21 protein-coding genes and 1 riboswitch are annotated in these 24,930 nt (G+C 55.1%); of the genes, 15 read left to right on the top strand and 6 right to left on the bottom strand.

What is annotated here, in order from left to right; translation table 11 throughout:
* The first annotated feature begins 35 nt into the window (after positions 1-35).
* From hldE to ACN0UH_RS09175, 3 genes are all read left to right on the top strand, one after another.
* Positions 36-1,457: a bifunctional D-glycero-beta-D-manno-heptose-7-phosphate kinase/D-glycero-beta-D-manno-heptose 1-phosphate adenylyltransferase HldE gene (gene hldE / locus ACN0UH_RS09185; RefSeq protein ID WP_417661777.1), complete on the top strand. Its 1,422-nt coding sequence runs from the start codon at positions 36-38 to the stop codon at positions 1,455-1,457.
* A gap of 121 nt (positions 1,458-1,578) precedes the next feature.
* On the top strand, positions 1,579-2,862 hold the full coding sequence (locus ACN0UH_RS09180) for an acyl-CoA dehydrogenase family protein (RefSeq protein WP_417661776.1): 1,284 nt from the start codon (positions 1,579-1,581) through the stop codon (positions 2,860-2,862).
* A 36-nt stretch (positions 2,863-2,898) separates the two neighbouring features.
* Positions 2,899-4,104: an acyl-CoA dehydrogenase family protein gene (locus tag ACN0UH_RS09175; RefSeq protein WP_417661775.1), complete on the top strand. Its 1,206-nt coding sequence runs from the start codon at positions 2,899-2,901 to the stop codon at positions 4,102-4,104.
* A gap of 47 nt (positions 4,105-4,151) precedes the next feature.
* Here ACN0UH_RS09175 and ACN0UH_RS09170 read toward each other — a convergent pair whose 3' ends face one another.
* From ACN0UH_RS09170 to ACN0UH_RS09155, 4 genes are all read right to left on the bottom strand, one after another.
* A complete protein-coding gene (locus tag ACN0UH_RS09170; RefSeq protein ID WP_417661774.1) occupies positions 4,152-5,111 on the bottom strand; it encodes a metal ABC transporter ATPase in 960 nt (319 codons plus the stop codon).
* A 112-nt stretch (positions 5,112-5,223) separates the two neighbouring features.
* The gene (locus ACN0UH_RS09165; protein WP_417661773.1) at positions 5,224-6,036 is read right to left on the bottom strand and encodes an aldo/keto reductase; all 813 of its coding nucleotides are present in this window, start codon (positions 6,034-6,036) and stop codon (positions 5,224-5,226) included.
* Positions 6,033-7,205 carry an FAD-dependent oxidoreductase gene (locus tag ACN0UH_RS09160; RefSeq protein ID WP_417661772.1) on the bottom strand — a complete coding sequence of 391 codons (1,173 nt, stop codon included), beginning with the start codon at positions 7,203-7,205 and terminating at the stop codon, positions 6,033-6,035. Before ACN0UH_RS09160 ends, ACN0UH_RS09165 begins: the two co-directional genes overlap by 4 nt.
* A gap of 118 nt (positions 7,206-7,323) precedes the next feature.
* Positions 7,324-7,656 carry a DMT family transporter gene (locus tag ACN0UH_RS09155; protein ID WP_417661771.1) on the bottom strand — a complete coding sequence of 111 codons (333 nt, stop codon included), beginning with the start codon at positions 7,654-7,656 and terminating at the stop codon, positions 7,324-7,326.
* Positions 7,657-7,740: 84 nt separating this feature from the next.
* Here ACN0UH_RS09155 and ACN0UH_RS09150 point away from each other — a divergent pair, with 84 nt between their 5' ends.
* Positions 7,741-8,625, top strand: coding sequence for a LysR family transcriptional regulator (locus ACN0UH_RS09150; RefSeq protein ID WP_417661770.1), 885 nt, complete (start codon positions 7,741-7,743; stop codon positions 8,623-8,625).
* A gap of 60 nt (positions 8,626-8,685) precedes the next feature.
* Positions 8,686-9,975, top strand: coding sequence for a lipid IV(A) 3-deoxy-D-manno-octulosonic acid transferase (gene waaA / locus ACN0UH_RS09145; protein ID WP_417661769.1), 1,290 nt, complete (start codon positions 8,686-8,688; stop codon positions 9,973-9,975).
* Positions 9,976-10,046: 71 nt separating this feature from the next.
* On the opposite strand, the gene ACN0UH_RS09140 is transcribed toward waaA, so the two are convergent.
* Positions 10,047-11,492 carry a TolC family outer membrane protein gene (locus ACN0UH_RS09140; RefSeq protein WP_417661768.1) on the bottom strand — a complete coding sequence of 482 codons (1,446 nt, stop codon included), beginning with the start codon at positions 11,490-11,492 and terminating at the stop codon, positions 10,047-10,049.
* A 326-nt stretch (positions 11,493-11,818) separates the two neighbouring features.
* A riboswitch (TPP riboswitch) is annotated at positions 11,819-11,925 on the top strand.
* Positions 11,926-12,023: 98 nt separating this feature from the next.
* Here ACN0UH_RS09140 and thiC point away from each other — a divergent pair.
* Both thiC and cytX read left to right on the top strand, forming a co-directional pair.
* Entirely contained in the window at positions 12,024-13,916 is a 1,893-nt protein-coding gene (gene thiC, locus ACN0UH_RS09135) for a phosphomethylpyrimidine synthase ThiC (protein ID WP_417661767.1), read from the top strand.
* A gap of 88 nt (positions 13,917-14,004) precedes the next feature.
* The gene (gene cytX / locus ACN0UH_RS09130; RefSeq protein WP_417661766.1) at positions 14,005-15,294 is read left to right on the top strand and encodes a putative hydroxymethylpyrimidine transporter CytX; all 1,290 of its coding nucleotides are present in this window, start codon (positions 14,005-14,007) and stop codon (positions 15,292-15,294) included.
* On the opposite strand, the gene ACN0UH_RS09125 is transcribed toward cytX, so the two are convergent.
* On the bottom strand, positions 15,263-16,003 hold the full coding sequence (locus ACN0UH_RS09125) for an RsiV family protein (protein ID WP_417661765.1): 741 nt from the start codon (positions 16,001-16,003) through the stop codon (positions 15,263-15,265). The genes cytX and ACN0UH_RS09125 overlap by 32 nt on opposite strands.
* Positions 16,004-16,220: 217 nt before the next feature.
* Between ACN0UH_RS09125 and ACN0UH_RS09120 the strand changes: the two genes are divergently transcribed.
* The 8 genes from ACN0UH_RS09120 (at position 16,221) to parC (ending at position 24,880) form a co-directional block, all read left to right on the top strand.
* Complete coding sequence (locus tag ACN0UH_RS09120) at positions 16,221-16,838, top strand: NUDIX domain-containing protein (RefSeq protein ID WP_417661764.1); 618 nt, start codon at positions 16,221-16,223, stop codon at positions 16,836-16,838.
* Positions 16,829-17,281 (top strand): DUF1249 domain-containing protein, encoded by a 453-nt coding sequence (locus ACN0UH_RS09115; RefSeq protein WP_087518400.1) that lies wholly within the window; start codon positions 16,829-16,831, stop codon positions 17,279-17,281. The genes ACN0UH_RS09120 and ACN0UH_RS09115 overlap by 10 nt, the downstream gene beginning before the upstream one ends.
* A 312-nt stretch (positions 17,282-17,593) precedes the next feature.
* Complete coding sequence (cpdA, locus tag ACN0UH_RS09110) at positions 17,594-18,409, top strand: 3',5'-cyclic-AMP phosphodiesterase (protein WP_417661763.1); 816 nt, start codon at positions 17,594-17,596, stop codon at positions 18,407-18,409.
* Between the two features lie 95 nt (positions 18,410-18,504).
* A complete protein-coding gene (locus ACN0UH_RS09105) occupies positions 18,505-19,113 on the top strand; it encodes a YqiA/YcfP family alpha/beta fold hydrolase (protein ID WP_417661762.1) in 609 nt (202 codons plus the stop codon).
* 101 nt (positions 19,114-19,214) lie between these two features.
* Entirely contained in the window at positions 19,215-21,104 is a 1,890-nt protein-coding gene (gene parE, locus ACN0UH_RS09100; RefSeq protein ID WP_417661761.1) for a DNA topoisomerase IV subunit B, read from the top strand.
* On the top strand, positions 21,101-22,102 hold the full coding sequence (locus ACN0UH_RS09095; protein WP_417661760.1) for a DNA topoisomerase IV: 1,002 nt from the start codon (positions 21,101-21,103) through the stop codon (positions 22,100-22,102). Before parE ends, ACN0UH_RS09095 begins: the two co-directional genes overlap by 4 nt.
* Positions 22,099-22,623 carry a retropepsin-like aspartic protease family protein gene (locus ACN0UH_RS09090; RefSeq protein WP_417661759.1) on the top strand — a complete coding sequence of 175 codons (525 nt, stop codon included), beginning with the start codon at positions 22,099-22,101 and terminating at the stop codon, positions 22,621-22,623. The genes ACN0UH_RS09095 and ACN0UH_RS09090 overlap by 4 nt, the downstream gene beginning before the upstream one ends.
* A gap of 7 nt (positions 22,624-22,630) precedes the next feature.
* Entirely contained in the window at positions 22,631-24,880 is a 2,250-nt protein-coding gene (gene parC / locus ACN0UH_RS09085; RefSeq protein ID WP_417661758.1) for a DNA topoisomerase IV subunit A, read from the top strand.
* Positions 24,881-24,930: the final 50 nt, after the last annotated feature.

Raw genomic sequence — 24,930 nt, 5'->3', positions numbered from 1 at the left:
CTATTCGACCGCCACCAACGGCCCTCGGAGTTCATATGAAGTTGTCCATGCCACGTTTTGATCAAGCCCCGGTTTTAGTCGTGGGTGATGTCATGCTCGACCGTTATTGGCATGGCGGTACTTCGCGGATATCTCCCGAAGCACCCGTGCCGGTGGTCAAGGTCGATCAAATTGAAGACCGTCCAGGCGGCGCCGCTAACGTTGCCCTGAATATTGCTGCCTTGGGCGCTCCAGCCACGCTGGTGGGTGTGACCGGCGAAGACGAAGCGGCTGACAGTTTGACTGACAGCTTACGTTGCGTGGGCGTTAAAACCCGGTTTCAGCGGATTAACGACCAACCGACCATTGTTAAGTTGCGAGTGATGAGTCGTCACCAGCAACTGTTGCGTATGGATTTTGAAGAGCCGTTCAATACCGACTCTGATGCGCTAGCTAAAGATGTCGAGTCGCTGCTCGACGGGGTGAAAGTGTTGGTGCTGTCGGACTACGGCAAAGGCGCTCTGAAAAACCATCAAGCCTTGGTGCAGCTCGCAGTCAAGCGTGGCATTCCGGTGTTGGCGGACCCTAAAGGCAAGGACTTTTCGATCTATCGTGGCGCGAGTCTGATCACGCCCAATCTCAGTGAGTTTGAAGCGATTGTTGGCGTCTGTATCGATGAAGCTCAGCTTGTCAGCAAAGGCGCCCAGCTAATGCAGGAGCTGCAGCTGGGTGCATTGCTGGTGACGCGTGGCGAGCACGGCATGACCTTGTTGCGTCCACAACATGCACCGCTGCACCTGCCAGCTCGCGCCCGTGAGGTGTTCGATGTTACCGGTGCCGGTGATACGGTGATTTCAACTTTAGCCGCTTCAATTGCGGCTGGAGAGGAACTGCCGCAAGCGGTGGCCCTTGCTAATCTGGCAGCAGGCATTGTGGTTGGCAAACTCGGCACTGCTGCAATCAGCGCGCCAGAGTTGCGCCGTGCTGTGCAACGTGAGCAGGGCTCTGAACGTGGCGTGATGCGTCCAGATCAACTGCTGGCCGCGATTGAGGATGCTCGCGCCCATGGCGAGAAAATAGTCTTCACTAACGGTTGCTTTGACATCCTGCATGCAGGTCACGTGACTTACCTCGAGCAAGCACGCGCTCAGGGGGATCGTCTAGTGCTGGCGGTTAATGATGACGCTTCGGTAAGTCGCCTGAAAGGGCCGGGCCGACCGATAAACTCGGTGGATCGGCGAATGGCGGTATTGGCAGGGCTTGGCGCAGTGGACTGGGTAGTAAGCTTCGGTGAAGACACCCCGGAAAACTTACTCAAGCTGGTCCAGCCGGATGTTCTGGTTAAAGGCGGCGACTACTCAATCGATAAAGTTGTCGGCGCAGACATCGTCACTGCCTATGGTGGCGAGGTTCGAGTGCTGGGCTTGGTCGAAAATAGCTCGACCACTGCCATTGTCGACAAAATCCGCAATCGTTAACATCCTCTCGCGCTAGCCACTGGCTTTATCGCCACCGGCTAGCGGCTATGCGGTCATGGTCTGGTTACAGGCATGACGGCATGATCTTTGGCATCTTTCATCGCTCAAGGAGCGAGATGCCATGTCCTCCGATGTTAGCGGTCATGCCTTGGCCTTGCTTAATCGCTTTGCTCAAGCAGATTGGCCTGATTACCTAAAACTACGCAAACCCTTTGAGACGTTGGTTTATAACGGTGCGAGAACAGGTTTTAAACTTGCCGCGCGGCGCTCAACCAACATGCAAGCGCCACTGGCGCTGGAGGATTCGAGCGCGCTGTTCGATCTGTCATTGACTGACGAGCAGAAAATGCTGGTTGAGATGCTTGAAGGCTTCGCCAGCGAAGTTTTGCGAGCAGCAGCGTACTCAGCTGATGAGCAGGCAGCAGTGTCAGAACCGCTGCTTAAGAAAATGCATGAGTTGGGCTTGGTTCATTATGCGGTGAGTGAGCTCCACGGCGGCTTGGCTGGAGACCGCACGACTCTGACAAATGCCTTAATGGCGGAGTCCCTTGCAAAGGGGGATTTATCTCTGGCAGCTAACATGTTGGTGCCATTATCCAGCGCGAATTGTATTCGGCGTTGGGGGTCAGTTAGCCAAAAGGCGCACTGGCTACCGCAATTCCTCGATGAGAATGACGCGCCACAAATGGCGATTGCGGTCAATGAACCGCATGGGTTATTTGATTCACTCAAGCTGACAACTCAGGCCAAGCGCAGAGGTAAGCACTATGTGCTTCATGGCGAGAAATGTCTGGTCGTAAGAGGTCTTGATGCCAGTCATTTGATTATTGCCGCACAGACTGCAAAGGGGCCGGGGTTATTTATTGTCGACGCAAGCAGCAAGGGCGTGCAGCGTAAAGCTGAGCCAGCGATGGGGCTCAAAGCAACGGGTACCTGCCGGCTGCAATTGAACGCGGTGAAAGTACCGGTTGAGGCGCGCTTAAGTGCTGATGACTTCAATTATCAAAGTTTTCTCAATTATGCCGACCTTGCCTGGTGTGCATTGGCGGTGGGAGCTGCCCAGTCCGCTCTGGACTACGTGATTCCGTACTGCAACGAACGCATAGCGTTTGCAGAGCCGATCAGCCACCGGCAAGGGGTCGCATTCATGATCGCCGACATGGCTGTTGAGGTCGACGCCATGCGCCTGATGGTTTGGAACGCCTGCTCATTAGCCGAGCGCGGCAAACCGTTTCAGCAGATGAGTTACCTAACCCATCTGCTCTGTGCAGAGAAGGCGATGAAAATTGCAACCGACGCGGTGCAGTTATTGGGTGGCCATGGTTTCACCAAAGATCATCCGGCGGAGCGCTGGTACCGAGACATTCGCGCTGTTGCGCTAATGAAAGGCGGGCTCCAGTTGTAGTCCGCCTATCTCCGGCATTTGCCTTGAGGAATAAAGATGAATCTTGATATACCAAAAAAATTCAAAGGCCTGGTGAATCATGCTCATCAAGTGGCAGAGCATTATTACCGACCTATTTCGCGCAAATACGATAAGGCCGAGCATAGCTATCCGCGTGAGCTGGAGCTTCTGGCGACGCTGCTTGACGGTATGAATGCCAGTTCACCTGAGGCGATCGGTGCGACCTCGGCAAGTAAACGCAGCGACGCTGAAAGCGATCAGGGAATCAAAAACGGCGGCAATATGGCGGCGTTGCTGGGCATTATGGAGCTGTGCTGGGGTGATGTAGGGTTACTGTTGGCGATGCCACGTCAGGGCTTGGGTAATGCTGCAATTGCTGCGGTGGCTGATGCGGATCAACTGCAGCGGTTCAAGGGGATCTGGGCGGCAATGGCAATCACTGAGCCGGGTTGCGGTTCTGACTCCGCTGCCATCCGCACGACAGCTACCAAGGACGGCGACGACTACATCATCAATGGCGAAAAGATTTTCGTGACCTCTGGTGAGCGCGCCGATGCGGTAGTGGTTTGGGCTACGTTGGATAAAGCTCTGGGGCGTGCGGCAATCAAGTCTTTTGTAGTTGAGCATGGCACGCCGGGTATGAGCGTGACGCGGCTAGAGAAAAAACTCGGGATTAAAGCTTCGGACACCGCCTCCATCAGCTTTACGGATTGCCGGGTGCCTGCTCGCAATATGTTGGGCCCCTCGGAAATCAATGTCGAAAAAGGCTTTGCCGGGGTGATGGAAACGTTTGATAACACCCGGCCGTTAGTGGCGGGTATGGCCATTGGCGTGGCAAAAGCGTCGCTTGACCGCACTCGCGAGTTGCTCAAGAAAAAACTCAAGTTTGATTACGCTACGACGCTGTTTAATGTCAGCCACGCTCAAGCCACGTTGTATCAGCTAGAAGCTGACTGGCAAGCAGCACGCTTGTTGACCCTTAAGGCTGCATGGATGGCAGACAATCGTATTCCTAACTCGAAAGAGGCGTCTGTTGCGAAAGCTAAAGCTGGGCGTGTGGCCAATCAACTGACGTTAAAGTGTGTTGAGTTAGTCGGGGCGCTGGGATATGGCGAGGATGAGCTACTGGAAAAGTGGGCGCGCGACTCAAAAATTCTTGATATTTTTGAAGGCACCCAGCAGATCCAGTTATTGATTATTGCTCGACGCCTGCTCGGTAAGACATCGTCCGAATTGAAGTAGTCGGCTGGTCACTCCGTTGCGCTCAACCCTGGATTAAACGTGTGGCCTTATGCATGCCCAGCCGCTTTGAGCTGCGGTGGCGGTGGGTTAAGCGCAGCAGTTTTAGGCGTTTGTTTGGTTTTGGCGGGTGTTTGAAGGTCTTGTTGTTGTACCCAGTCTTTCCAGCGGATGTGCGCATCTCGAACCACCCAGCCATCTTGAGGCGCAAAGCTTTCTGCCAGCCAAACGCCGCGGGTGCTTGCTACTTTCAGGGTACCTTTGTGCAAAGTGAACAGCTCGCCGGTGGGGCGGCCTTGCTCCAATGGCAGCAAAAACAGGTCGGGGCGAGTGCGTTGCAAGCGTGCAACTAACTTGCCGCCCTCAAGGCACTCGTCAACGTGGAACAGGCTCAACTGCTTGGCCTCTTTCGGCAACTCCAAGCACAGGTCATAAACCAGCTGCAATGAAGCGGTCGGCATATGTACATAGGCGCGTGGACGCTCAAGTAAGGTCAGATTGCCACATTGGACCGGGCGGGCGGCTCCCGAGAGCGGGCTTAAGCGAAAGTTGACCGCCTCGCGATAATGCAGTGTGCCCTGATACGGCGCCGGCAGCCAAGTGTCGCCAAACCGGCCACTAAGCCAGCCTTCTGGTGTCTCCAAGAGGCACTCCTCAGCAACTTCTTGAATGGCGGTGAGCAACGGCAGGTTGAGTTCGTGGGCGGGTACATAGCCCGATATCAGCTTGAGCACCACATCACCGCGATCAAGACGGCGTTGGCGGACCAGTACCCAATATTCGCGGCCTTGCCAGTTCAGAGTCAGGCGAACGGAAACACCAAGATTTGCCAGCTCAACTGAAAACCGTTGAGCGTCGGTAATGTTTACCTTTTTTCGGCGCTGAAGCATTTCATCGAAATTAAGTGGCCAGCCGTAACCTTGGTAAGTCAGGCCATCGGGAGTGGCTTCGACACGCAACGGCAAGGTTTTAAAGTTGCCAGGATCTTTGCTGATTAAGGTGCGCGACATCTGAACTCCTCTGCGATTAACCATTTAGCCAATGCGGTGGGTGACGGCTTTTGACGCTAGAGCCTGCCACAATTTCACTGTCACTAAGGTGATGGGCTGGACAGAAAATGTTTCAGGCAATGTCTCGAATCACGGCTGCTGCGCTTGCGACGTTAGCGGTTAAATGTTGCGGATTAATGGTGCCAATAATTGCACTTGAAACGGCACGGTGGGCAAATATCAATTCGAAACTGGCGCGGATCGGATCTTCTCCAGGTGCTAAGCATGCGTGACCGCTGGCCAAGGCTTTTTTAATCAAAATGCCTTTGTTGTGCGCCTGGGCGTAATCCAATACAGGTAACTCGTCTTGTTGACTCAGGTTGTAGGTCACCATCGCACAATCGCCATCGGCCAGCGCTAACAGACCTCCTTCAACTGTTTTTCCAGACAGACCAAAGCTGCGGATTTTGCCTTCGCGCTTCAATTCGGACAACGTCTGGTAAATACCACTGTCATGAAGTATCGAGGCATCGTTGCCATCGGAATGTACCAGCAACATATCAATGTAGTCGGTTTCCAAGCGTTTTAGGCTGCGTTCGACGGATAGTCTTGTGTGCGCTGGGCTGAAATCAAAATACGACAAGCCGTTTTCAAACTCTTCGCCGACCTTGCTGACAATCACCCAATCCTGTCGCTGGCCGCGCAATAGGGGGCCTAGACGCATTTCACTCGTGCCATAAGCAGGAGCAGTGTCGATCAGGTTGATACCTAGACTTTGACTGAGCGCGAGCAGGTTGCGCACACTGGCATCATCGGGAATGGTGAAGCCATTGGGGTATTTCACCCCTTGGTCACGACCAATCTTGACGGTGCCCAGCCCTAGCGGGGAGACCGATAATCCGGTTGAACCAAGCGGGCGGTGCAGGCCATGCAGGGTCTGAGTCAAAACAAGCTCTCCCATACTGGCTGGGCAATTACAGGACGTGGTAAGTCAGGAAGGGCAGAGGTTGCGCTGGGCTCGACGCCATCGCGTTTGAAGCTTGCCAGCACCCGGTCGGCAAGGTCGGGGGCAAGCGCCAGCTTAGTCGGCCAACCAATAAGCAAGTTATCTGATTCGGCGAGAAATGCATTGTCTGGGCGTACTAGGCCAGATTGCGCGGGTTCTGCACGGTCAACGCGCAGGGTTGCCCATTGCGCACTGGATAGATCGATCCAAGGCAGCAGGTCACCCAGTTCTTTTTGTGCAGCTTTGATCTGTGAATCTGGGTCGCGGGCGACACCTTCAGCTTCTGCAATGTCTCCGCCCAAATACCAAACCCACTGACCATCTGCTGCTGGGTGAGTGGTGACTGTAACCCGAGGTTTCGTCCCGCTGCCGAGGCAATGAGCGTATAGCGGCTTAAGGGTCGGCCCTTTGACTAAAATCATATGCAGCGGACGCAGCTGTTGAGTGGGCTGGCTGATGTTCAGGGTCTTGAGCAGCTCAGCATTACCGTCACCCGCGCTGAGGACGATTCGTTGTGCGCGAATCTCGCAGTCATCAACGCGCAGGCCAACTAATTTGCCAGACTCAAATAATGGCTCGATGGTCTGTCCTGCAAGCAAGCTATCGCCAGACAGCTCGGCAAGGCGGTTGATCAGGCTGGGCACATCCAGCACCAGCTCTGCGAGGCGGTAAACTTTGCCTTTGAATTTTGCGTGCTGCAGCGCTGGTGGCAATTGATCGCCTTTAACTTGATCAACGCGACCGCGCACAGCCTTACTGGCAAAAAAGCTGGTGAGGTTGCCTGCGATTGTGCCGGGCGACCACAAATAATGGGCGTCGGAAAGCAAGCGAACACCGCTTAGATCAAGTTCACCTGTGCCAGCCAACGCCTCGCGCCAACGTCTTGGCATATCGGCAATCGCCTCGGAAGCACCGGTGAGCGCACCATGCAGCGCATACTTGGCGCCGCCATGGATGATTCCCTGTGATTTGACGCTCTGGCCGCCACCTAATGTGTGGTTTTCAACCAGAATGGTGGCGAAACCTTCTTTGCGCAAACGTGCATTCAGCCACAGGCCAGCGATACCGCCGCCGATGATTAGAACGTCTGTGCTTAGAGTGCTGGGCATACTCGCGTCTCATCAAAATATCAGACGCCCAGTATAACCTGCTTGCTGGACTCGGCTCGCCATGTGACGCCGAAAACCTGTAGACGGCCAAGGCTTTCGGCGCGATTGAGTGTCACGATCAGTGGCCGGTGGTTTGGGAGAACAGTTGAATAACCATGACTCCTGCGACAATCAGCCCCATGCCGAGCATGGCTGGTAAGTCGAGCCGCTGCTGATAAATAAAGGTCGCGGCAATACTGACCAGCACGATTCCCAGTCCCGCCCAAACAGCATATGCAACGCCTACGGGAATGGTTTTGACGACCAGGCTGAGCATCCAGAAGGAAATCCCGTAACCGACGATCACCAGCATCAGTGGCAGTGGTTTGCTCAGGCCGCTGATGGCTTTCATCGATGTTGTCGCGATGACTTCAGCTGTCACTGCAATAGCTAAGTAAAGGTATCCGCTCATATGCATGTCTCCTGTGCAAGCCAGCTATTCTAGTTATTTGGCTGATGGGATAAAGTGATTACCTGCCTGTATTGGAGATAGGTTGTGCAATGGAATCTTGAACAAATTCGCTTATTTGTAAGCGTTGCCGAAGGGCAATCGTTTTCGGCCGTTGCGCGGCAAATGAACCGGGTTCAGTCCGCCGTCAGCAGTTCGATTGCGATGCTTGAGGCGGATCTTGGTGTACTGCTGTTTGAGCGCAGCAGTGGTCGCCAGCCGCGACTGACAAAAGAGGGTGCTGCGCTTTTGGAAGAAGCGCGCGAGGTTTTGCGTCAATGTCAGCGTTTGGAGGGCAGGGCGCTAGGTTTGGTGCGGGGCGAGGAGCTGTGTTTGCGCTTAGCGCAAGATGAGGCCATGCCTTATCAACCGGTGCTCGATAGTCTGGAGGCGCTCTCGCAGGCGTATCCCTTGATTGAAGTTCAATTGGCAAGCGGCGCACAAGGCGATGTCGCGCGAAAATTACTTGAGCGCCGTGCAGACCTGGGCTTGTTGTTTCACCATGAGCAAATGCCTGACACGCTTGAGCGCCAGCGCTTGGGCACGGTTGAGATGGTTACTGTTTGCGGTGCAGGGCATTCGCTTGCCGGACTCAAGCGGGTTGATCGGCGTGAGCTGGCTCGTCATCGGCAACTACTGATGGCGCTACAGGACAGTCATTATCCCGGCGGCGAGCAGATCAGCCCGGCCGTGTGGCGCGCCGACAGCTTTTACGCCATGGCCGAGCTATTGATACGCAATTTGGGCTGGGCGTGGTTGCCGCGTCATGTGGTGCAGTACCCCACGTATCAGAACCACTTGGTCGAATTGAGCAGTGACTGGACACCGCCACCGCTGGTGGTTGAATTGGTGTGGCGGCGAGATGAAACGCTGGGGCCCGCAGCGCGTTGGCTGGCGGACCGCTTTGCCGAGCACTTGCGCGCAATTGGCTGAGCCTCTGATAAGCTGATCACTTTTCAAACCTCGCCCTTTATTTTATTAAGCCGAGCGCTAATGAACCGTTTGCTTTACACCTTGTTATTTCATCTCGGCCTGCCATTGGTCGCTGTACGTCTGGCCCTGCGTGCACGCAAGGCACCGGCTTATGCCTCGCGAATTGGCGAGCGCTTTGCGTTTAACTTACCGCCGCTCAAGCCGGGCGGAATTTGGGTGCATGCGGTTTCTGTCGGCGAGAGTATTGCCGCCGCGCCGATGATCCGTGAATTGATGGCGCGTCATCCTGATCTGCCGATTACCATCACTTGTATGACGCCAACCGGTTCGGAGCGTATTCAGGCGATGTTTGGTGGCGCCGAATATCACGGCCGTGTGCAGCATTGTTACTTAGGTTACGACTTGCCTTGGGTGGCGGCGCGATTTCTTGATCGGGTTCAGCCCAAGCTAGCGGTGATAATGGAAACTGAGTTGTGGCCCAACCACATCAATCAATGTGCCAAGCATGGTATCCCGGTGGCGTTGGCTAACGCTCGCTTGTCTGAGCGTTCAGCGCGCGGTTACGCGAGATTTTCCAAGTTGACCGCGCCAATGCTGGCGCAGATGAGTCTGATCGCCGCGCAAACCCCGGTTGAGGCCGCACGTTTTGTCTCATTGGGTGCGCGCGAAGCGTGCGTTGAAGTGACGGGGTCGATCAAGTTTGATCTGACTGTCGATCCAGCGTTACTTGAGCGTGCACATGCATTGCGTGCTGAGTGGGCGGCGCTTGAACGTCCGTTGTGGATTGCCGCAAGTACGCATGAGGGCGAGGATGAACAGATCATTGCTGCACATCGCAGACTATTGCAGCAGTGGCCTGATGCACTATTGATTTTAGTGCCGCGTCACCCTGAACGGTTTAACGCGGTGTTTGAAAAAATCAAAGCTGTCGGTTTACAGGTTCAGCGGCGTTCAACGGGCGAGTTGGTTACGGCTGAGCATCAGGTTTTACTGGGCGATACCATGGGTGAGCTGTTGTTTTTGTATGCGCTGGCCGATGTTGCATTTGTGGGCGGTAGTTTGGTTGCCAATGGTGGGCATAACTTGCTGGAGCCGGCAGCGTTGAGCAAGCCAGTGTTGAGTGGGCCGCACTTATTCAACTTTCTTGAGATCGCCAATCAACTGCGCGAGGCTGGCGCTCTGTTTGAAGTGAGTGATGCGGATCAGTTGGCGCAGCAGGTTGCACAGCTGTGGCAAACACCGCAGCAAGCAACTGCAATGCGCGCCGCTGGCTTGTCAGTAATGCGGGCTAATCAAGGTGCGCTGCAGCGATTGTTGGCGGGGTTGGAGCGTTGCTTAAAGGCTGGGTGATTGCCTTTTCAGATGTATGTCTTAAGCATAAAAAACCCGACGTCAGTCGGGTTTTTTATCTGCGCCCAACCTTAGTAGTTAGGGTTGCTCTTAAGCTGTGCTTCTGCTGCCTCGGCAAGATCTGGCGGCAGGAAGTCTTTGTCCGGGTTGTAGTCTGGTTTCAAGTAGTTGTCTAGCGCTTCCAGATCACCAGGGCTCAACGTGCCCGCTGCCTGCTTCAAGCGCAGATTATTGAGGATATAGTCATAACGCGCATCGTTATAGGTACGAACCGAGCTGTACAGCTGACGTTGGGCATCGAGTACGTCAACAATGTTACGCGTACCCACCTGATAACCAATTTCGGTTGCTTCCAGTGCGCTCTGGTTGGAGACGATCGACTGTTTGCGTGCCTTGACTGTTTCGACATCGGTATTAACCGCGCGGTGCAGGTTACGCGTGTCTTGTACCACTTGGCGACGCAAGCTTTCGCGCTGCTGCTCAGTCTGGTTCAGGCGTTGGTAGGCTTCACGTACTTGCGAGCTGGTGAGACCGCCGCTGTAGATCGGGATATTCAGCTGCAGGCCAATCGAGCTTTGCTCTACATCACCGCTGTAAGGCGGGATGCCGCTGTTCAGGCCGCTATTGGTGAAACCCAGGCTGTCATTGTCACCTTTTTGATAGCTGGCAACGGCGTCAAGCGTTGGGGCGTGGCCCGACTTGCGTTGGCTAAGGGTTTCTTTCGCAGCATCAACGGCATAGTTGCTGGCCAACAGATTGAGGTTTTGCGCTGCCGCCGTGTCGACCCATGCTTTGGCGTCGTTCGGCGTTGGCGCCAAGATCGGTAGTGTGTGGCGCATGCCCTCAAGTGCTGGGTAATCGCGGTTGGTCAAGGTGGTCAGTGCTTGAAAGGCATCGTCAACCTGGCGCTCGGCAATGATGCGGTTCGCGCGAGCGGTGTCGTAGCCAGCTTGCGATTCAAGCACATCGGTTTTATCCGAAAGGCCGACATCAAACCGCTCGTTGGACTGATCCAGCTGACGTTTGAATGCGGCTTCTTCTGCTTTGGTCGAGGCTAGGTTGTCTTGCGCGCGGAGCACATTGAAGTAGCTCTCGGCACTTTGCAGAATCAGGTTTTGCTCGGTTGCAGACAGGTCAAGAGCGGCTTGTTCGCTAGTGGCTTCAGCGGCTTGCAGCTGGAACCAGCGGTCTGCACGGAACAGCGGTTGGCTTAAATTTGCCTGATACACCGTGCCGCTGCGGTTAGCGGTATAGGACGGTGAGTCAAGTTTGGTGCGGGTATCAGCAAGCTCGGCGCCAGCGGATAAGTTAGGTAGTAACCCTGCGCGTGCTTGCGGAACGACTTCACGGCGCGCTTGATAATCGGCGCGAGCGGCAGCGATATCAGCGTTATTCTGCGCGGCTTCCCGATAAACCGATATCAGGTCGTTCATTGCTGTGGTCGGAGCTTGTGCAGCCCAAGCTTGACCGGTTATCGCACTAGCAACAGCGACAGCCAGAGAAAGTCTACGCAACATTGAGGTGATCCTAAAATTAGCAGTAATCGACAAGGCTAAGCGTCGCTGACGAGAGGGTCAAGACTGGCAATTAGCGTCATGAGTGTAGTTTGCAACAAGCTATGTTGCGTTATCGCAACAATTCCACAGTTTAGTGTAAGTACTGTTGATGTTAATACTTCTTATATTACCGCGTCACGAATCGACTAGTTGGCAAATCGATAGATTGTCAAAATGATTGGGTTCGCAAATGCATGGGCCGCACTCGACTGGGTCGCATTCCGACGCGTGGGTCAGCTTATTTTGACTTGTGGGTTGGATTTCACAGGCGTGCTGATAGAATGGCGATGTTCTTGTCGGGGTGCCCTAATTGAGGGGCTGAGATTGGCTGTCGCCGGATCCCGTTGAACCTGATCAGGTTAAGGCCTGCGTAGGGAACAAGATGTCCTCGCCATTCCCTCGGCGAGTCTTCTCTGCACCGTTCCGGTGACCCCGCGCCAGCACTCCCTCGTTCAAGTTCGCTCCGACAACTATCTCAGGAGAGAGCCGTCGATGAGCGTACAACAACAAAATAGCCACAAGAATCTCAGTGAGTCCGCGCAGGTTGACCTGCAGTCAGTCCAGCCGTTTACCCGTTCGCGCAAGATTTATGTAGAAGGTTCGCGCGCCGATATCCGTGTACCTATGCGTGAAATCAGCCTCGACATTACGCCTACCGAATTTGGCGGTGAAGTAAACGCCCCGGTATTGGTGTATGACACGTCGGGCCCGTACACCGACCCGCAAGTGCAGATTGATGTGCGCAAGGGTTTAGCTGATGTGCGCTCGGCGTGGATCGTGGATCGTGGCGATACAGAGCAGCTCGACGGTTTGAGCTCACATTTTGGTCAGGTACGTCTGGCGGACGCAGAACTCAGCAAAATGCGCTTTGCCCATGTACGTAACCCGCGCCGGGCGAAGGAAGGCCGCAACGTCAGCCAAATGCATTACGCGCGACAGGGCATCATTACGCCTGAGATGGAGTACGTGGCGATTCGCGAGAACCTTAAGCTGCAAGAAGCTCGCGCCGCTGGCTTGCTTGAAGATCAGCATCCGGGGCAAAGCTTTGGTGCTTCAATTCCACAGCAGATCACCGCTGAGTTTGTCCGCGAAGAAGTTGCCCGCGGCCGTGCGATTATTCCAGCAAACATTAACCACACCGAACTTGAGCCGATGATTATTGGCCGTAACTTCCTGGTGAAGATCAACGGCAACATTGGTAACTCGGCGCTGGGTTCATCGATCGAAGAAGAAGTCGCCAAACTGACTTGGGGTATTCGCTGGGGTTCGGACACCGTGATGGATTTGTCGACCGGCAAACACATCCACGAAACCCGCGAGTGGATTATCCGTAACTCGCCAGTGCCAATCGGTACCGTGCCGATTTATCAGGCCTTGGAGAAGGTCAACGGTGTTGCTGAAGACCTGACGTGGGAGTTGTTTCGCGACACCCTGATTGAGCAGGCCGAGCAGGGTGTTGATTACTTCACCATCCATGCGGGTGTGCTGCTGCGTTACGTGCCACTGACGGCCAAGAGGGTGACAGGCATTGTTTCTCGTGGCGGCTCAATCATGGCCAAGTGGTGCTTGGCGCATCACCAGGAAAACTTTTTGTACACGCACTTTGATGAGATCTGCGAAATCATGAAGGCCTATGACGTCAGCTTCTCGCTGGGTGACGGCTTGCGTCCTGGCTCGATTGCCGACGCCAACGATGCCGCTCAGTTCGGCGAGCTGGAAACCCTTGGCGAGCTGACCAAGATTGCCTGGAAGCACGACGTGCAGTGCATGATCGAAGGGCCAGGGCACGTGCCGATGCACCTGATCAAAGAGAACATGGACAAGCAACTGGAGTGCTGTGATGAGGCGCCGTTTTATACCCTCGGCCCGCTGACTACGGATATTGCGCCTGGCTACGACCACATCACCTCCGGTATTGGTGCGGCGATGATCGGTTGGTTCGGTTGCGCGATGCTTTGCTACGTGACACCAAAAGAGCACTTGGGCCTACCTAATAAGGATGATGTTAAAACCGGCATCATCACTTACAAGATTGCCGCCCACGCTGCTGACTTGGCCAAGGGCCATCCGGGGGCGCAGATTCGTGACAACGCCTTGTCCAAGGCGCGCTTCGAGTTCCGCTGGGAAGACCAGTTCAACCTGGGTCTTGATCCCGACACTGCGCGCAGCTATCACGATGAAACCCTGCCTAAAGACTCAGCCAAGGTCGCACACTTCTGCTCGATGTGTGGACCTAAGTTCTGCTCGATGAAAATCACCCAGGAAGTGCGTGAGTACGCCAAGGTGAATGGTTTGTCAGAGGAAAGCAAAGCGATTGAGGCGGGCTTCAAAGAGCAAGCGCAGCGCTTTAAAGAAGAAGGCTCGGTGATCTACCGCCAGGTCTGATTCAGATGCGTTGAGTGAAACGGCGAACGCCCGGCTGTATTCAGTCGGGCGTTCGCGCATCCAATAATAATTTTCGAGAGTCTTGCGTGTGAACATTCCGAGTACTTATTCGCCACATCACGCGGTGCCTGTTAATCAGCGGGTGTTTGGCGCGCGTGACATGTTTTCACTGTGGTTTTCGCTTGGCATTGGTTTGATGGTGCTGCAACTCGGTGCTTTACTGGCGCCGGGCTTGGGCATGTCTGGAGCGATGCTGGCTATCGCTTGCGGTACAGCAGTGGGCGTGTTGTTGCTCGGTGCCGTGGCGGTGATCGGTGTTGATACCGGCTTATCTGCCATGGCCGCGCTGAAACTCAGTTTGGGCAGTAAAGGCGCGGTGATGCCCGCCTTACTGAATATTCTGCAACTGGTTGGCTGGGGCGCGTTTGAAATTATTGTCATGCGCGATGCGGCAAGTCTGCTCTCGGCGCAGGCGTTTGGTGAAGGTAGCGTGTTGACCAATGCGGCGCTGTGGACCGTGTTTTTTGGTGCAATCGCCACGTTGCTTGCGGTGACCGGGCCGTTGACCTTTGTTCGACGCATCCTGCGTAAGTGGGGTATCTGGTTGTTGCTGGGTGCTTGTGTGTGGCTGACTTGGAATCTTATCGACAAGACCGATCTGGCTGTGCTGTGGGCGCTTGCGGGTGATGGTTCGATGCCGTTTGCATTGGGCTTTGATATCGCAATCGCCATGCCGCTGTCGTGGCTACCGCTGATTGCCGATTATTCCCGGTTCGGCAAGCGGGCGCGGAACGTCTTCGGCGGCACTGCGGCTGGTTTCTTCCTTGGTAACTTCTGGCTGATGAGCCTAGGCGTGGCTTATACCTTGGCCTTTGCGCCGAGCGGTGAGGTTAACGCGCTGTTACTTGCATTGGCGGGGGCTGGGCTGGGCATACCCTTGTTGCTGATATTGCTCGATGAGTCAGAGAACGCCTTTGCCGATATTCACTCGGCGGCGGTGTCTGGTGGCATCATGTTCAGGTTCAAGGTCGAGCACTTGGCATTGGCAATTGGCGCGCTGTGCACGCTGATTGCCTTGCTGGCGCCGTTGGCTGAATACCAGAACTTCCTGCTGCTTATTGGTTCGGTGTTTGCGCCGTTGTTTGGCGTGGTACTGGTTGATCACTTTATCTTGCGCAAACGTCAGGCGGCCTTGGCGCCGAAGGTCTATTTACGCTGGGACACACTTCTGGCATGGGCTTGCGGTGTGGTGATTTACCACGTGTTGAGCAACTGGTTACCGGATGTCGGTGCAACCCTGCCAGCATTGGTAATAGCTGGCGGGCTGCAATGGCTGCTCGGTGGGGCTATTGCGAAGCCGGTATGTACTCAGGCTTGAGTATCGCGCCCAGTTGCGAGTAAGGAATGGTCAACGATACATGTCCGCTGGAGTATGGAGCCAGGGAATAGACGTCATACTTGAGCAATACGGACTTTTTCAGCAAGGCTATATTGTTCGTATGGGTGAAAGGCCAGGTTTTTACATACTCGGGGTCTTGATCGAGTTTGTTGGCCTTCAACCAACGCTGATGCGCTTGCTCCGCCGCCTGCCAAAAGGCGTCTTCGGTGCCGGGTTTGATCATGTCCTTTAGAGTCAGTGCCTTATGCTGGTCGCGGTCATAGTTGATAAAGCCACGGCCCGGCATTCCATGGGCTCCGCCAGTCGCTAAATAACTCGACAGCTCAATGATCACTAATTGGTCATGTTGCTCGCGCATCTTGGCTTGCAAATAGGTTTTCCAGCCGGGCTCGGCGCGCGCCAGGAAATCCTTTTCATAGGACTCAAGTGACGCAGGCAGCGGCGCATCGGGTGCGTCAGCGGTCATGCGCCGCAATGCATGTTCAATTAGTGAATTCAGCTGGGGCTCTTCGGCAAACTTTAAGGTGTCGATATTCACCAAGGGGCAAGGCTCACCGGTGCAGCCCGGCGTCACGTGCTCCCATGCAATACGTTGAGCGACTAAGGGTTTATCGCCAGGCATCATGCTCTGGCAGGCGCTGAGAAAGAGGCTAATGCCGACGATTGCGAGCTTTTTGGTCAGAGACATGTAATCCATCGTTTGGCTGAAGACTGTTGAGGGTTGCAGGCTTCGACTACAGGCTGGCGCTTGAGTTCGAGCCTTTACGACCCCATCTATGCTGCATGATCCTGGTGACGAGTGCACCTGAAAAACGCTCTTGAGGCTAATGTAAAGAGGCTGCGTTGTGCCAATTGCAGGGGTAGGATGCGTGAAAGTCAGGTTAACAAGACTGAGTGAGGATTCAATGCCAGACACTTTTAAGCCGGGGCCCAATGCGGTCGAAATCGTTGAGCGTGAAGCCTGCTTTCGAGGTTTTTACAGCCTTGATCGCTTGCATCTGCGCCATCGTCAGTTTTCCGGAGAAATGGGTCCGATACTCAATCGGGAAGTCTTTCTGCGCCACGATGCGGTCTGCGTACTGCCTTATGATCCACAACGTGACGTGGTGGTGTTGATCGAGCAATTCAGGGTTGGCGCTATGCATAAGAGCGAGAATCCATGGCTGCTGGAGCTGGTCGCGGGGTTGATTGACAAAGACGAAGAGCCTGAAGAAGTCGCACACCGCGAGTCAATGGAGGAAGCTGGGCTGAAGTTGGGGGCGCTGTGGCCGATCACTCAGTACTATCCTTCTCCTGGAGGTTCTAACGAACGGGTGCATTTGTTTGTAGGGCGTTGCGACAGTGAAGGAGTTGGCGGGGTCTATGGTCTCGCCGAAGAGGGCGAAGACATCAAGGTCCATGTCTGGCCTTTTGAAGATGCATTGGATGCAGTAAAAGATGGGCGAATTGATAACGCCGCAAGCATTATTGCCTTGCAATGGTTGGCGCTTAACCGCGCCGAGGTTAGGGGGTTATGGCAGTAAATTTGCTACGTGATCGTTACCGCGTTGACTTGGTCGAGTTGCAGACGGCTTGCGAGGCCAATTATGCACGTTTAATGCGTTTGCTTCCGGCTATGCGTGAGGAACCGAGTGCACGCCGCGTGGCGGTGAGCCAGGGAGAGAAGCTGCTCGGAGTGCTGGCGCTGGATGTGTTGGAAAACTGTCCCTACACTTCGACTGTTCGAGTGCGTCAGGAACACAGCTTGCCGTGGCTGCCGATACCTGCGCTGGAAGTGCGTGTGTATCACGATGCGCGTATGGCTGAGGTGGTCGGTGCCGAGAGTTCGCGTCGCTTTCGTGGGATTTATCCATATCCCAATGCTGATATGCACCAACCCGATGAGAAAACCCAGCTCAACCTGTTCCTCGGGGAATGGTTAAGTCACTGCCTGGCTTGCGGTCATGAAACCGAGCCGCAAATCTAAGATTGAGCCTATTTATCCATCTGAGCTTCACCCCTGACTCCGATCATTTGCCAGGCTAGATTTGACAGGCCAGCTAGTGCTTCACGACGTGGGGCGTCAGCGTATGAGATGCATGTTGAGTGTTGTTAAGGACGATGCACGTTGAACATGGTGGGCAGTGGTTGGGGGATATTCATCGCATGGCTTTGAGCCGGTGTATTCGCTGGCTTTGCTGTAATTGTGCGTGGGATATGTGAACCAGGCCGCGCAAATTGAGTTTCCCCTAGTTGTGCAAGCCGCCATAATTAAACTATTCCGCTCAAGGAGACGGCCTTGCCGAGCGCGCAAACTTATCCTGCCGACTCATCGGTGCTGCTGGTTCAGTTATCGGATAGTCACCTATTCGCCGAGGCGAACGGCAAACTATTAGGTATGGACACCCAAGACAGCTTGCAACAAGTGATTGAGCGAGTGGTCGACGAGCAGCCGCAAATTGACTTGGTGCTGGCCAGCGGAGACTTATCCCAGGACGGCAGTGAGGCCTCATACACTCGCTTTCGGCAGATGACCTCCGTTATTCGCGCTCCCATGCGTTGGTTCCCGGGTAATCATGATGAAGTTCCCGCGATGCAGGCTGCCTGTATCGGCAGCAACTTGCTCGACACGGTGGTGGATGTTGGCAATTGGCGAGTCATTTTGCTCGATTCGGCAATTCCAGGAGCGGTTCCCGGTTTTCTCGGTGACCGCCAACTCGCGCTGCTGGAGCGAGCACTGAGTGAAGCGCCTGAACGCCACCATTTAATCTGCATGCACCATCATCCGGTTCCGATTGGCAGTCGCTGGATGGACCCCATTGGCTTGCGCAATCCAGAAGCGTTGTTTGCGATTGTGGCGCGCTTTTCACAGGTTCGCTGCATGCTCTGGGGGCATATCCATCAAGAATTCGACCAGATGCGCAACTCGGTGCGGCTGCTGGCTTCGCCGTCGACCTGCGTGCAGTTTGCGCCGGGCAGTGAGGAGTTTCAGGTTGATACCAGCGCCCCAGGCTATCGATGGTTGCGCTTGTTTGGAGACGGGCGGATAGAGACCGGAGTGTCACGCGTAACTGGAATCGATTTCGAGGTCGATTACAGCGTCAAGGGCTATTAACTGCCACGTGCGGGCAGCCACACTCATATTTTGCTGCAAACACCGTGAAGCAGGCGCTTGCAGCTTGTGGTCGTGACCTAGTAGCCTGCTTTCCCATGACCGAAAATATCCTTTATTTGCATGGACTTAATAGTTCGCCAGACTCGCTCAAGGCCAGTCAACTGCGCCGATGCATGACGCGTATGGGGCTGGCTGAGCAATTACGTGTGCCTGCATTGCATCATCACCCGCGCCAAGCGATTGCGCAGATCGAGGCTGAGATTGCAGCTTTGGGCAGCCCTTTGCTGGTAGGCAGCTCACTGGGCGGCTACTATGCGACGCATCTGGCTGAGCGGTATGGCTTAAGAGCACTACTGATAAACCCCGCAGTTCGCCCGCACGCACTGTTTGACGGCTTTCTTGGACCGCAAAAAAACTTTTATAGCGACGAAACCTGGGATCTGACGACAGATCACGTTAACGCTCTGGCTGAGCTGGAAGTGATACCGTCACAAGATCCCGAGCGTTATCAGGTATGGTTGCAGACGGCTGATGAAACCCTGGACTATCGTCAGGCTCAGGCTTTTTATCGCGGTTGCGCGCTGCGTATCCAAGCAGGGGGTGACCATGGTTTCCAAGGGTTTGCTCAACGCTTGCCAATGCTATTTGCTTTTGCCGGTATTGCGCCCAAGTTGTGGCACGATATCGACTTTTCTGACCTTTGAACGACTCGTATCCCGCTGCGCCGCAGTCGCCGATCAATTACGGCAGCGCAGTCAGCGGTTATGTGAGTTTCTCGATTAACTGTTAAAAATTAAGAGACCTTATGGCCAGTTATAACGCCGACGCCATCGAAGTCCTTTCCGGTCTTGACCCGGTGCGCAAACGCCCGGGCATGTACACCGATACCAGTCGCCCCAATCACTTGGCTCAAGAAGTCATCGATAACTCGGTCGACGAAGCCCTGGCTGGGCATGCGCAAAGCATTCAGGTGATCCTGCATGAGGATAACTCGCTGGAGGTCACCGATGACGGTCGCGGTATGCCGGTCGATATTCACCCTGAAGAAGGGGTGCCCGGGGTCGAGCTGATTTTCACCAAGCTCCACGCCGGCGGTAAGTTTTCCAACAAAAACTACCAGTTCTCCGGTGGTTTGCACGGTGTTGGTATTTCCGTGGTTAACGCCCTATCGACCCTGGTCGAGGTTCGCGTCAAGCGCGAGGGTAGTGAATACCGCATGACCTTTGAGAACGGCTTTAAAGCCAGTGAACTCGAAGTCGTTGGCACTGTGGGTAAGCGCAATACCGGCACCAGCGTGCACTTTTGGCCAGACGGTAAGTATTTCGACTCGCACAAATTCTCGATCAGCCGCCTTAAGCACGTGCTAAAGGCTAAAGCTGTGCTGTGCCCCGGCCTTAGCGTCAGCTTTGAAGATAAAGCCAGCGGTGAACGTATTGAGTGGCTGTTTGAAGACGGTCTACGCTCGTATTTGGTCGATGCGGTCAGTGAATACCCACGCCTGCCTGATGAGCCATTCTGTGGCAGTTTGGCTGGCAACAAAGAAGCGGTTGATTGGGCGCTGCTGTGGCTGCCGGAGGGCGGCGAGAGTGTTCAGGAGAGCTACGTCAACCTGATCCCGACTGCGCAAGGCGGTACCCATGTCAACGGCTTGCGTCAGGGCTTGCTGGATGCCATGCGTGAGTTTTGTGAGTTTCGTAACTTGCTGCCGCGCGGGGTCAAGCTGGCTCCGGAAGATATTTGGGAGCGGATTGCCTTCGTTTTGTCGATGAAGATGCAAGATGCCCAGTTCAGCGGTCAGACCAAAGAGCGTTTGTCTTCACGTGAAGCCGCGGCGTTTGTCTCTGGCGTGGTTAAAGATGCCTTCAGCCTTTGGTTGAACGCGCACCCTGAGTTTGGCCAGCAGTTGGCTGAACTGGCGATCAGTAACGCTAACCGCCGCCTCAAGGCCGGTAAAAAGGTTGAGCGCAAGAAAATTACTCAAGGCCCTGCGCTGCCGGGCAAGTTGGCGGATTGTGCGGGGCAGGACCCTATGCGCTCTGAGTTGTTCTTGGTCGAGGGTGACTCCGCCGGTGGTTCTGCCAAGCAGGCGCGGGATAAGGAATTCCAGGCAATCATGCCGTTGCGCGGCAAGATCCTCAACACTTGGGAGGTTGATGGCAGCGAAGTCCTCGCCTCACAAGAGGTGCATGACATTGCCGTGGCCATTGGTATCGATCCGGGCTCCAACGATCTGACGCAACTGCGTTACGGCAAGATTTGCATCCTTGCCGACGCCGACTCTGACGGCCTGCACATTGCGACCTTGCTCTGCGCATTGTTTGTTCAGCATTTTCGCGCCTTGGTTGATGCCGGGCACATCTTTGTCGCCATGCCTCCGCTATACCGGATCGACTTGGGTAAAGAGATTTTCTACGCCCTTGACGACGCTGAGCGTGACGGCATTCTTGACCGTCTGGTTGCCGAGAAGCGCCGTGGTAAGCCGCAGGTCACCCGATTCAAAGGGCTTGGTGAGATGAACCCGCCGCAGTTGCGTGAAACCACCATGGACCCGAACACGCGGCGACTGGTGCAGTTGACGTTGGAAGATTATCCCGCCACTCAGGAAATGATGGACATGCTGCTGGCGAAAAAACGCGCAAGCGATCGCAAGGCGTGGCTTGAGTCGAAAGGTGATCTGGCTGAGGTCCTGCTTTGAGGCACACGTTTTACGCCCTGCTATTGCTTAGTGTTGCGCCGCTTGTAGCGGCTAATCAGTTGGCTGTCAGTCAGCCGGTAGAGCAACTTAAGTTAATCAGTGAACACCCGGTCGATGGTATGTCTGCGGGCAACTTGTCAGGTTTTGCCTGGTGCGGTGATGCCTTGTGGGCGGTTTCAGATCGGGATGATGATCGCGTCTTCCGTCTCAGCGGTGGCGACGGTGTGTGGCAAGCTGAACCGGAGTTATTTGCGGCTCCACCTGCTCCCGACTCAAGCTTGCCTTGGGGGATTGGCGTGCGTGCTTGGGCGACGGGTTTAGTGCGCGGTGGTTCGCTCGATTTTGAAGGCATCACCTGCGACTCGATCGGTAATCGCTATTTGGTCAGTGAGGCTAAGGCTGAGGTGTTGCAGTTGCCCGTCGCCGCAGACCCTGAGTGGGTGCGACTGCCGGAGTCTCTGGTGCGTCAAGTCCGGGGCAGCGGCATGTTGTTGCATTTCAATGCGCTGCTCGAAGGCATCACGATTGATCCTGCCGGTGAACGTATGTGGCTGGCAGCTGAGCGTCAGCGCCGTGGTTTGTTGGTTCTGCACAAGAAGCGTTCAGTGTGGGAATGTACCGGCGGCTGTGTATTGTTTAGCGAAAGCGGCAAAACACCTGGACCCGAGCAACTCGGTGGCAAGCCGCAACCGAAAGACTTCTCTGACCTGAGTTACTACGCTGAAAAACTCTTTACTCTGGAGCGTCAGGCTCATCGCATCTGTCGGCGCAAGCTGAGCAATGGTGAGATTGAGCGCTGCTGGTCATTTGCGGATGACGCGCTTACCGAGACGCGGCGCTACCCAAGCGCTTACGGGCGGGTCGAAGCACTGCAGATTGATGAAAGTGGAGCTTGGCTGGGCGTCGATAACGGTGGTCGGGTGCGTGCCGATGGCGAGGCGCGCCCTATAGTTTGGCGCTTTGCCGCACCGAAAGGTGGCTGGGAGGCTAGCAAGTGAGTGCGCAGCCTGCGGGGAAGCGCGCCGGTCGGGTAATGCTGATACTGGCGTGGGGCGCAGGCTTGTTCCTTGCGACGCATTTTTTTGGCAATCTTGAAGATAAACAGCGTAACCCGAACAGTAATCCACAATCGGTGCATGCCAATGGTTATGTTGAGGTGCGTCTGGCCAGTAGTCGGCAAGGGCACTATTTCGCTAGCGGGCAGATAAACGGTGAGAGTGTTGAATTTTTACTGGATACCGGGGCGACAGATGTCGCGGTTCCAGCAGAGCTTGCTCGACAGCTGGGTTTGCAGGCAGGTGCAGCGGTTACCCTGCGAACGGCTAATGGCCAGACTACAGGGCATCGAACGCGGCTCGAACAACTTAAATTAGGCGATATTGTGCTCCACGATGTCGCCGCTCTGATTGCTCCCGGCATGACCGGTGAGGAAGTACTGCTGGGCATGAGTGCCCTGAAGAAACTCGAATTTACCCAGCGCGACGGCACGTTGTTGCTGCGCCAATCAACTTTGCAATGAGGCACGCATGAGCGATTCTCTCGATTTGAGTCTGGACGGTGTTGAACGCCGGTCCCTTGCCGATTTTACCGAGCAGGCTTACCTCAACTACTCCATGTACGTAATCATGGACCGGGCTTTGCCGCACATCGGTGATGGTCTGAAGCCGGTTCAGCGACGCATCATCTACGCGATGAGTGAATTGGGTCTGGATGCTGACTCAAAGCACAAAAAATCGGCGCGTACTGTCGGTGACGTGCTGGGTAAGTTTCATCCGCACGGCGATTCGGCATGCTACGAGGCAATGGTCCTCATGGCGCAGCCGTTCAGCTATCGCTATACCTTGGTCGATGGCCAGGGTAACTGGGGGGCGCCGGATGACCCAAAATCCTTCGCCGCCATGCGTTATACCGAAGCGCGGTTGTCGCGCTATTCGGAAGTCCTGCTGACCGAGTTGGGGCAGGGCACTGTTGATTGGGTGCCTAACTTTGACGGCACCATGAACGAGCCCGCAACCCTGCCTGCGCGCTTGCCGAACTTGCTGCTCAATGGCACGACAGGTATTGCTGTTGGCATGGCGACCGATGTGCCGCCACATAACCTGCGTGAAGTGGCTGCGGCCTGCGTACGCTTGATCGACGAGCCCAATGCCACTGTCGAGCAGCTTTGTGAGCACGTATTGGGGCCGGATTATCCGACCGAAGCTGAGATCATCACGCCACGGGCTGATTTGCTGAAAATCTACGAAACCGGTCGTGGGTCGGTGCGCATGCGTGCGGTTTATCGGGTTGAAGATGGCGATATCGTTGTCACCTCGCTGCCGCATCAGGTCTCTGGTTCTAAAGTTTTGGAGCAGATTGCCGGGCAAATGCAGGCTAAAAAGCTGCCTATGGTGGCTGACCTGCGTGATGAGTCTGACCACGAAAACCCATGCCGCATCGTTATCATTCCGCGTTCAAACCGGGTCGATGCCGCGGAGTTGATGCAGCACTTGTTTGCCACTACTGAGCTTGAGTCGAGTTACCGGGTCAACACCAACGTGATTGGTTTGGACGGCAAACCACAGGTGAAAAATCTACGCCAACTACTGCGTGAGTGGCTTGAATATCGGGTTAATACCGTACGCCGCCGTCTGCAGTTCCGTCTGGATAAGGTCGAGCGCCGCTTGCACCTGTTGGAAGGCTTGTTGGTTGCCTTCCTCAATCTGGATGAAGTGATCCACATCATCCGTACCGAAGAACAGCCAAAAGCGGTGCTGATTGAGCGCTTTGCACTGACAGATATTCAGGCTGATTACATCCTCGATACGCGCTTACGTCAGTTGGCGCGCCTTGAAGAGATGAAAATTCGGGGTGAACAAGATGAGCTGGCCAAAGAGCGCGAAAAACTGCTCAAGCTGCTTGGCAGCGAAGCGCGCCTGAAGAAGCTGGTGCGTGACGAAATCATCAAAGACGCTGAAACCTATGGCGATGATCGACGCTCGCCAATTGTCGCGCGTGCCGAGGCCAAGGCACTGTCAGAAAATGAACTGATGCCTGCTGAGCCCGTCACCGTGGTGATCTCCGAGAAAGGCTGGGTGCGTTGCGGCAAAGGCCATGATCTTGACGCGACGGGCTTGTCATATAAGGCCGGTGATGGCTTCAAGGCCATGGCGCCAGGACGTTCCAACCAATTTGCCGTATTTATCGACTCGACCGGGCGCAGTTATTCGTTGGCAGCGCATTCATTACCTTCCGCGCGTGGCCAGGGCGAGCCATTGACTGGTCGTCTGACCCCGCCGCCTGGCGCCACGTTTGAATGCGTGATGTTGCCGGATGACGAGGCGTTGTATGTGATCGCTTCGGATGCGGGTTATGGCTTCGTGGTTAAAGGTGAAGACCTGCAAGCCAAGAACAAAGCCGGTAAAGCTCTACTGAGTCTGCCAAATGGCGCCAAAGTGATACCACCCAAGCCGTTGGTCAGTCGCGAAGAGGATTGGCTTGCAGCGGTTACAACCGAAGGCCGCTTGTTGCTGTTCAAGGTGGCGGACTTACCGCAGTTGGGCAAAGGTAAGGGCAATAAAATTATCGGCATCCCGGGCGACCGAGTCGCTTCACGGGAAGAGTACCTGACCGATCTCGCTGTTCTGCCGGTTGGGGCAACGCTGGTGCTGCAAGCGGGTAAGCGCACCTTGTCACTCAAGGCTGATGATCTTGAACACTATAAAGGTGAGCGAGGTCGGCGTGGTAATAAGCTACCACGGGGCTTTCAGCGAGTTGACAGCCTGCTGGTTGAGTAGCTGGGTAACACCTGAAATACTCTAAGGCAGATCAACACTGGAGTCTGACG

This window comes from Pseudomonas sp., assembly GCF_048265905.1.
GTDB lineage: Bacteria > Pseudomonadota > Gammaproteobacteria > Pseudomonadales > Pseudomonadaceae > Aquipseudomonas.
This window is presented reverse-complemented; position numbering and strand designations above follow the sequence as displayed.

What these genes read in the sequence shown, in the direction of transcription:
- ACN0UH_RS09120 (WP_417661764.1), top strand. Translation starts at nt 16,221, where the DNA reads ATGCCAGACACTTTTAAGCCGGGGCCCAATGCGGTCGAAATCGTTGAG.
- ACN0UH_RS09115 (WP_087518400.1), top strand. Translation starts at nt 16,829, where the DNA reads ATGGCAGTAAATTTGCTACGTGATCGTTACCGCGTTGACTTGGTCGAG.
- ACN0UH_RS09170 (WP_417661774.1), bottom strand. Translation starts at nt 5,111, where the DNA reads ATGTCGCGCACCTTAATCAGCAAAGATCCTGGCAACTTTAAAACCTTG.
- waaA (WP_417661769.1), top strand. Translation starts at nt 8,686, where the DNA reads ATGAACCGTTTGCTTTACACCTTGTTATTTCATCTCGGCCTGCCATTG.
- ACN0UH_RS09125 (WP_417661765.1), bottom strand. Translation starts at nt 16,003, where the DNA reads ATGTCTCTGACCAAAAAGCTCGCAATCGTCGGCATTAGCCTCTTTCTC.
- thiC (WP_417661767.1), top strand. Translation starts at nt 12,024, where the DNA reads ATGAGCGTACAACAACAAAATAGCCACAAGAATCTCAGTGAGTCCGCG.
- ACN0UH_RS09105 (WP_417661762.1), top strand. Translation starts at nt 18,505, where the DNA reads ATGACCGAAAATATCCTTTATTTGCATGGACTTAATAGTTCGCCAGAC.
- hldE (WP_417661777.1), top strand. Translation starts at nt 36, where the DNA reads ATGAAGTTGTCCATGCCACGTTTTGATCAAGCCCCGGTTTTAGTCGTG.
- ACN0UH_RS09155 (WP_417661771.1), bottom strand. Translation starts at nt 7,656, where the DNA reads ATGAGCGGATACCTTTACTTAGCTATTGCAGTGACAGCTGAAGTCATC.
- ACN0UH_RS09160 (WP_417661772.1), bottom strand. Translation starts at nt 7,205, where the DNA reads ATGCCCAGCACTCTAAGCACAGACGTTCTAATCATCGGCGGCGGTATC.
- parE (WP_417661761.1), top strand. Translation starts at nt 19,215, where the DNA reads ATGGCCAGTTATAACGCCGACGCCATCGAAGTCCTTTCCGGTCTTGAC.
- ACN0UH_RS09175 (WP_417661775.1), top strand. Translation starts at nt 2,899, where the DNA reads ATGAATCTTGATATACCAAAAAAATTCAAAGGCCTGGTGAATCATGCT.
- ACN0UH_RS09140 (WP_417661768.1), bottom strand. Translation starts at nt 11,492, where the DNA reads ATGTTGCGTAGACTTTCTCTGGCTGTCGCTGTTGCTAGTGCGATAACC.
- ACN0UH_RS09180 (WP_417661776.1), top strand. Translation starts at nt 1,579, where the DNA reads ATGTCCTCCGATGTTAGCGGTCATGCCTTGGCCTTGCTTAATCGCTTT.
- parC (WP_417661758.1), top strand. Translation starts at nt 22,631, where the DNA reads ATGAGCGATTCTCTCGATTTGAGTCTGGACGGTGTTGAACGCCGGTCC.